7 protein-coding genes are annotated in these 6,604 nt (G+C 70.7%); 5 read left to right on the top strand and 2 right to left on the bottom strand.

Going from position 1 to position 6,604, the window contains the following annotated elements; genetic code table 11:
* Nucleotides 1–211: 211 nt before the first annotated feature.
* The gene (locus tag OEY_RS0104485; RefSeq protein ID WP_010592734.1) at nucleotides 212–580 is read right to left on the bottom strand and encodes a LapA family protein; all 369 of its coding nucleotides are present in this window, start codon (nucleotides 578–580) and stop codon (nucleotides 212–214) included.
* 87 nt (nucleotides 581–667) lie between these two features.
* On the opposite strand from OEY_RS0104485, the gene rlmN reads away from it, so the two are divergent.
* Nucleotides 668–1,777 (top strand): 23S rRNA (adenine(2503)-C(2))-methyltransferase RlmN, encoded by a 1,110-nt coding sequence (rlmN, locus tag OEY_RS0104480; RefSeq protein WP_010592733.1) that lies wholly within the window; start codon nucleotides 668–670, stop codon nucleotides 1,775–1,777.
* Between the two features lie 78 nt (nucleotides 1,778–1,855).
* Here the strand turns inward: rlmN and OEY_RS0104475 are convergent, their stop codons facing one another.
* The gene (locus OEY_RS0104475) at nucleotides 1,856–2,101 is read right to left on the bottom strand and encodes a DUF2631 domain-containing protein (protein ID WP_010592732.1); all 246 of its coding nucleotides are present in this window, start codon (nucleotides 2,099–2,101) and stop codon (nucleotides 1,856–1,858) included.
* A gap of 142 nt (nucleotides 2,102–2,243) precedes the next feature.
* Here OEY_RS0104475 and dxr point away from each other — a divergent pair, with 142 nt between their 5' ends.
* From dxr to OEY_RS0104455, 4 genes are all read left to right on the top strand, one after another.
* Nucleotides 2,244–3,407: a 1-deoxy-D-xylulose-5-phosphate reductoisomerase gene (dxr, locus tag OEY_RS0104470; protein WP_010592731.1), complete on the top strand. Its 1,164-nt coding sequence runs from the start codon at nucleotides 2,244–2,246 to the stop codon at nucleotides 3,405–3,407.
* A 15-nt stretch (nucleotides 3,408–3,422) separates the two neighbouring features.
* Nucleotides 3,423–4,640 carry a M50 family metallopeptidase gene (locus OEY_RS0104465; protein WP_010592730.1) on the top strand — a complete coding sequence of 406 codons (1,218 nt, stop codon included), beginning with the start codon at nucleotides 3,423–3,425 and terminating at the stop codon, nucleotides 4,638–4,640.
* A gap of 45 nt (nucleotides 4,641–4,685) precedes the next feature.
* Nucleotides 4,686–5,840, top strand: a complete 1,155-nt coding sequence (gene ispG / locus OEY_RS0104460; RefSeq protein WP_010592729.1) for a flavodoxin-dependent (E)-4-hydroxy-3-methylbut-2-enyl-diphosphate synthase — start codon at nucleotides 4,686–4,688, stop codon at nucleotides 5,838–5,840.
* A gap of 84 nt (nucleotides 5,841–5,924) precedes the next feature.
* Nucleotides 5,925–6,604 (top strand): DUF4081 domain-containing GNAT family N-acetyltransferase (locus tag OEY_RS0104455; RefSeq protein ID WP_010592735.1); only part of this gene is annotated, 680 nt, incomplete at its 3' end.

Raw genomic sequence — 6,604 nt, 5'->3', positions numbered from 1 at the left:
CGGCCGCCGCGAAGCGCTCCGGGGCGGTGCCCGGAACGAGCAGCCAGGATCGGGCGAGCTCGGGTGCGACGGTGGCGGAGGCGGGGGCATCCAGGTGGGCGGTCACGTCAGGCTCCTCGGGTGAAGGTCTTGTCTCCAGGGTGCCCTCTTGTCGCCGCGTTGGGGAGATTGGGTGCGTTGTGTTCGTCACCCGCCGCTGGGCGGCGCTGTGTCACCGCCGCTTCGCGGCACGCTTGATCTGCAGGATCCGCACACCGCCCGCCAGCGCCATGACGAGGGCTCCCGCGATGGCCGACAGCAGCAGGCTCACCCCCAGCGGCAGGGTGAACTCCCAGGCGAACAGTTCCATGGTGACCGAGTCGAGGTTCTGCAGGATGAACACGAGCAGCAGGATCAGGACCAGAACACCGATGACCAGGCCGGTCCACGTCGATGCCGCGCGGCTGCGGTCGAGGGGAATCGCCGGCGCGGGACGGAGGTCGGAATCGGGCGTGGCCTTCGTCGAGCCCTGCCGGTCGGGCCGATCCCCGCCGGGCAGGTCCGGTACCGGATCGGGCAGATTCGCGGGGCGGTCGGTCATGGATCGATCATCTCGCTCCGGCTGCCGCTGCACACCGTATTCGGCGAGGAAGACCGGCTCCGCCGCCGTAATGGATAATGGGTCATTATGCCCTCCTCTCTTCCCCTGGTTTTCGACGCGCCCAAACGCGGTATGCCGCCGCGTCACCTCGCCGACCTCGACGCCGAGCAGCGCCGGGCGGCCGTGCGTGAACTGGGCCTGCCGGCCTTCCGGGCCGATCAGCTGGCCCGGCACTACTACGGGCGGCTCGAGGCCGATCCGGAGAAGATGACGGATCTGCCGGCGAAGGTGCGCGAGCAGGTGGGGGCGGCGTTCTTCCCCGCGTTGCTGACACCGGTCAAGCACGTGGCGTGCGACGGCGGCGAGACCCGCAAGACGCTGTGGCGCGCCGGGGACGGCACCCTCCTCGAGAGTGTGCTCATGCGCTACCCCGACCGCGCCACCCTGTGCATCTCGAGCCAGGCCGGCTGCGGGATGGCCTGCCCGTTCTGCGCGACCGGCCAGGGCGGCCTGGATCGGAACCTGTCCACCGCCGAGATCGTCGATCAGGTGCGCGCCGCGGCCGCGGCCCTGCGCGACGGTGACGTGGCCGGGGGACCGGGTCGTCTGTCCAACGTGGTGTTCATGGGGATGGGGGAGCCGCTGGCGAACTACAAGCGGGTGGTGGCCGCGGTGCGGCGCATCACCGCCCCGCCGCCGGAGGGACTGGGCCTGTCGCAGCGGTCGGTCACCGTCTCCACCGTCGGTCTGGCGCCGGCGATCCGCCGGCTGGCCGACGAGGGACTGCACGTGACCCTCGCCGTGTCGCTGCACACGCCGGACGACGAACTGCGCGACACGCTGGTGCCGGTCAACAACCGCTGGCCCGTCGCCGAGGTGCTCGACGCCGCGCGCTACTACGCCGACCGGACCGGTCGCCGTGTCTCCGTCGAGTACGCCCTGATCCGCGACGTCAACGACCAGCCGTGGCGGGCGGACATGCTGGGCAAGAAGCTGCACAAGGCGCTCGGCCCGCTGGTGCACGTGAACCTGATCCCGCTCAACCCGACGCCGGGCAGCGAATGGGACGCCAGCCCGAAGCCGGTCGAGCGCGAGTTCGTTCGTCGCGTCCAGGCTCAGGGGGTCTCGTGCACCGTGCGGGACACCCGGGGCCAGGAGATCGCGGCAGCCTGCGGCCAGCTCGCCGCCGAGAACTGAACACGGACTCGCGGCAAGCGAAGGGTCCGCCCGGGACGAACCGGGCGGACCCTTCGGTGTTGCTGTGGGGACGTGCGGCTACCTGCGGCGCCGGCGCTGGACGATGTCGCGCACCAGGATGGCGACGAGCAGCGCGGCGAAACCGATCAGGAACCAGTTCTCGACGTTGCCGTTGTGGTTGCCGATGATCATCGCCAGCAGGAACAGGGCGATGAGCCAGCCCATGAAACGGAACAGGCGGGGCGCCTCGCCACTCCAGCCCCACTCCGCCGACGGCACCTCGGCCGTGTCGACGCCAGTGGTCTTCAACTCGGTACCGGCCACCGCTTGTCCTCCTGGTCGCAAAGATCTTCGCTGTTGGGCCAATCGTGACATACGACCGCCCGTCGTACGAAGTGGGGGCGCGCTCCCGCGCGCCGGGCGGGTGATTCAGCCTCCCCTCAGGGCGGTCGGGAACAATGTCGGCGTGGCCGACTCGCAACCCAGCTCCCGCACCCGTGTCCTGCTGCTCGGCAGCACCGGCTCCATCGGCACCCAGGCACTCGAGGTGATCGCCGCCAACCCCGACCGGTTCGAGGTGGTCGGTCTCGCCGCCGGTGGTGGCAACATCGATCTGCTCGCCGAACAGATCCGCGTCACCGGTGTGACCGAGGTGGCCGTCGCGAACGCACAGGCCGCCGCGCGCCTCGACCTCCCGGGCCTGCAGGTCCGCAGCGGGCCGGAGGCGGTGACGAGGTTGGTGCGCGACGTGGAGGCCGACGTGGTGCTCAACGCCCTCGTCGGATCCCTCGGCCTGGAGCCGACGCTGGCCGCACTGGCGACGGGCGCACGCCTGGCGCTGGCCAACAAGGAGTCGCTCGTCGCGGGCGGCGCACTGGTCACCGCCGCCGCGGCCCCGGGGCAGATCGTGCCGGTGGACTCGGAGCACTCGGCGCTGGCCCAGTGCCTGCGCGGCGGCAGCCCCGACGAGGTGGCCCGGCTCGTGCTGACCGCCTCGGGTGGTCCGTTCCGCGGCTGGACGGCCGAACGGCTCGAGTCGGTCACCCCCGAGCAGGCCGGCGCCCACCCGACCTGGTCGATGGGCCCGATGAACACCCTGAACTCGGCGACGCTGGTGAACAAGGGCCTGGAACTGATCGAGACGCACCTGTTGTTCGGCATCGGCTACGACCGGATCGACGTCACCGTGCACCCGCAGTCGATCGTGCACTCGATGGTCACCTTCACCGACGGGTCCACGCTGGCCCAGGCGTCGCCGCCGTCGATGAAGCTGCCGATCGCGCTCGCGCTGGGCTGGCCGCACCGGATCGCGGACGCGGCGCCGGCCCTCGACTTCACGACCGCCTCGACGTGGGAGTTCGAACCCGTGGATCACGACGTCTTCCCCGCGATCGAACTCGCCCGGGCCGCCGGGGTGGGCGGCGGATGCCTGACCGCGGTGTACAACGCCGCGAACGAGGTGGCCGCGGAGGCTTTCCTGGCGGGGGCGCTGCCGTTCCCCGGGATCGTGCGCACGGTGGCGGCGGTGCTGGCCGACGCCGACGCCTGGTCCGCGGCACCCGCTACCGTGGAAGATGTGCTCGCCGCCGACGGCTGGGCTCGGGACCGAGCCCGCGCGCTCGTGAAGTAGGAGGACCGGCCACCGATGATGTTCGTTCTGGGCGTCGTGCTGTTCGCCCTCGGCATCGCCGTATCCATCGCCCTGCACGAGGCCGGGCACATGTGGACCGCGCAGCGCCTCGGCATGAAGGTGCGGCGCTACTACATCGGGTTCGGGCCGCGGCTGTACTCGTTCCGGCGCGGTGAGACCGAGTACGGCCTCAAGGCGATCCCGGCGGGCGGCTTCTGCGACATCGCGGGCATGACGGCGCTCGACGAGCTGGCTCCCGACGAGCACGAGCGCGCCATGTTCAAGCAGAAGGCATGGAAGCGCGTGGTGGTGATGTCCGGCGGCATCGCGATGAACTTCCTCCTCGGCATGGTGCTGATCTTCGGGCTCGCCGTGGCGTGGGGTCTGCCGCGGCTGGGGGAGACCCCGGCGGAGATCGGGGAGCTCTCGTGCGTCGCACCGACCCAGGCCGGTGAATCCGGGGGCTACGAGCTCGCGCCGTGCAGCGGGCCGGGTCCGGCCGCTGCCGCCGGCCTCGAAGTCGGGGACGTCGTCGTCTCCGTCGGCGGCACCGAGGTCGCGACATTCGCGGACCTGGTCGAGGTCACCCGCGCCGCGACCGGCACGGTGGATTTCGTCGTCGAGCGCGACGGTCGCACGTTGACGATCCCGGTGCCGGTCCAGTCCGCCCAGCGCTGGGTGCAGGATCCCGAGACGGGCGCGATCACCTCGGAGACCGTCAGCGCCATCGGGGTGGCCGCGCCGCCGTCCGTCACCGAATACAACGCGTTCACCGCAGTGGGCGGCACGCTGCAATTCACCGGCGACATGTTCGTGCTCACCGCGCAGGCCCTCGCCGACCTGCCCAGCAAGGTGGGGGCGCTGTGGGAGTCGGTGACGGGCGGCGAACGCGACCCCGACACCCCGATCAGCGTGGTCGGTGCCTCCGTCATCGGTGGGCAGGTCGCCGAGCGGGGCATCTGGCAGATGTTCGTCCTGCTGCTCGCCCAGCTGAACTTCTTCCTGGGCATGTTCAACCTGCTCCCGCTGCTGCCGCTCGACGGCGGCCATATCGCCGTCGTCGTGTACGAGAAGGTCCGCAACTGGATCCGCGGGCTGCGCGGGCTGCCGGTCGGCGGCCCGGTCGACTACACGAAGCTGCTGCCCGTCACCTACGTGTTCGTCCTCATCGGCGGCGCGTTCATGCTGTTGACACTCACCGCGGACATCGTCAACCCCATCCAGCTGTTCTGACCCACACCGCTAGAATTGCCGCGTAGCTACGAAAGAAGGCGAAACGTGACCAGCCCCGTCGGTTTGGGCATGCCCGAAGTTCCCGCCGTCCTCGCGCCCCGGCGCAAGACCCGTCAGCTCATGGTCGGCGACGTCGGCGTGGGCAGCGACCACCCGGTGTCGGTGCAGTCGATGTGCACCACCAAGACGCACGACGTCAACGCGACGTTGCAGCAGATCGCGGAGCTCACCGCGTCCGGTTGCGACATCGTCCGGGTCGCGTGCCCGCGGCAGGAGGACGCCGACGCGCTCGCCGCGATCGCGAAGAAGAGCCAGATCCCGGTCATCGCGGACATCCACTTCCAGCCGCGCTACATCTTCGCCGCCATCGACGCCGGCTGCGCCGCCGTGCGCGTCAACCCCGGCAACATCAAGGAGTTCGACGGCCGCGTGAAGGAGGTCGCCAAAGCCGCCGGCGCCGCGGGCATCCCGATCCGTATCGGAGTCAACGCCGGCTCGCTGGATCCGCGCATCCTGAGCAAGTACGGCAAGGCCACGCCCGAGGCGCTCGTCGAGTCCGCGCTGTGGGAGGCGAGCCTGTTCGAGGAGCACGGCTTCGGCGACCTCAAGATCTCGGTCAAGCACAACGACCCCGTCGTGATGGTCGAGGCCTACCGTCAGCTCGCCGCGCAGTGCGACTACCCGCTGCATCTGGGTGTGACCGAGGCAGGGCCCGCCTTCCAGGGCACGATCAAGTCGGCCGTCGCGTTCGGTGCGCTGCTCAGCGAGGGCATCGGCGACACCATCCGGGTGTCGCTGTCGGCGCCGCCCGCCGAGGAGATCAAGGTCGGCACCCAGATCCTGCAGTCGCTGAACCTGCGGCCGCGCAAGCTCGAGATCGTCTCCTGCCCGTCGTGCGGCCGCGCGCAGGTCGACGTCTACACCCTCGCCGACGAGGTCACCGCAGGCCTTCAGGGCATGGAGGTGCCGCTGCGCGTCGCGGTCATGGGCTGCGTCGTCAACGGCCCCGGTGAGGCACGCGAGGCCGACCTCGGCGTCGCGTCCGGCAACGGCAAGGGCCAGATCTTCGTCAAGGGCAAGGTCGTCAAGACCGTCCCCGAGGCCCAGATCGTCGAGACCCTCATCGAGGAGGCCATGCGCATCGCCGAGGAGATGGAAGGCGACGCCGGCACCGGAAACCCGGTGGTCTCGGTCGGCTGAACCGGTTCGGCGGGCACAGGACTCCCGCGCGGCCCCGGCTTCTGGCAGTCTGAGTGCGTATCCGCAGTCGACAGGTGGTGGGACGTGCTCAAGCTTCTGGGAGTCCGGTCTCTCGGCGGCCGTGACACCGCACACGTGCTGCGGGTGCTGGCCCGCGATCCGGTGGCGGCGTGCATGGTGGCCGGCCGGATCGAGGAGTACGGCCTCGACTCCCGCGCCGTCGGCGGTGACATGTGGAGCCGGGGCGGACCCGACGAGTCGCTGTGCTTCTCGGGGGCGAACCTCGTCCCGCTGCTCGGCGATCGCGACGACCTGCATGCCTTCGCGGACCGCGCCGCCCGCGGCCCCCGCCTGTGCTCGTCGCTCGTCGGCCGTGCCGAACTCGCCTTGCCGATGTGGGAGGTCCTGCAGCCGGAATGGGGTCCCGCCCGCGAGGTGCGGGCCGAGCAACCGCTGCTGGTGCTCGACCGGGAACCCCTCGTCGTCCCCGACCCGCTGGTGCGGCGCGTGCGACCGGACGAGATCGACGCCTACATGCCGGCCGCGATCGCGATGTTCCGCGAGGAGGTCGGTGTGGATCCGTGCGCGGGTGACGGCGGAGCGGGATACCGCCGCCGGGTGCAGAGCCTGATCGCCACCGGACGCGCATGGGCCCGCTTCGAGCACGGCCGGGTGGTGTTCAAGGCCGAGATCGGCTCCCAGTCCTCGTCTGTGGGGCAGATCCAGGGCGTGTGGGTGGACCCCGGCAGGCGCGACGCCGGCCT

The organism is Rhodococcus sp. P14, assembly GCF_000256505.1.
Taxonomy (GTDB): domain Bacteria; phylum Actinomycetota; class Actinomycetes; order Mycobacteriales; family Mycobacteriaceae; genus Rhodococcus; species Rhodococcus ruber.
This window is presented reverse-complemented; position numbering and strand designations above follow the sequence as displayed.

What these genes read in the sequence shown, in the direction of transcription:
- OEY_RS0104485 (WP_010592734.1), bottom strand. Translation starts at nt 580, where the DNA reads ATGACCGACCGCCCCGCGAATCTGCCCGATCCGGTACCGGACCTGCCC.
- rlmN (WP_010592733.1), top strand. Translation starts at nt 668, where the DNA reads ATGCCCTCCTCTCTTCCCCTGGTTTTCGACGCGCCCAAACGCGGTATG.
- OEY_RS0104465 (WP_010592730.1), top strand. Translation starts at nt 3,423, where the DNA reads ATGATGTTCGTTCTGGGCGTCGTGCTGTTCGCCCTCGGCATCGCCGTA.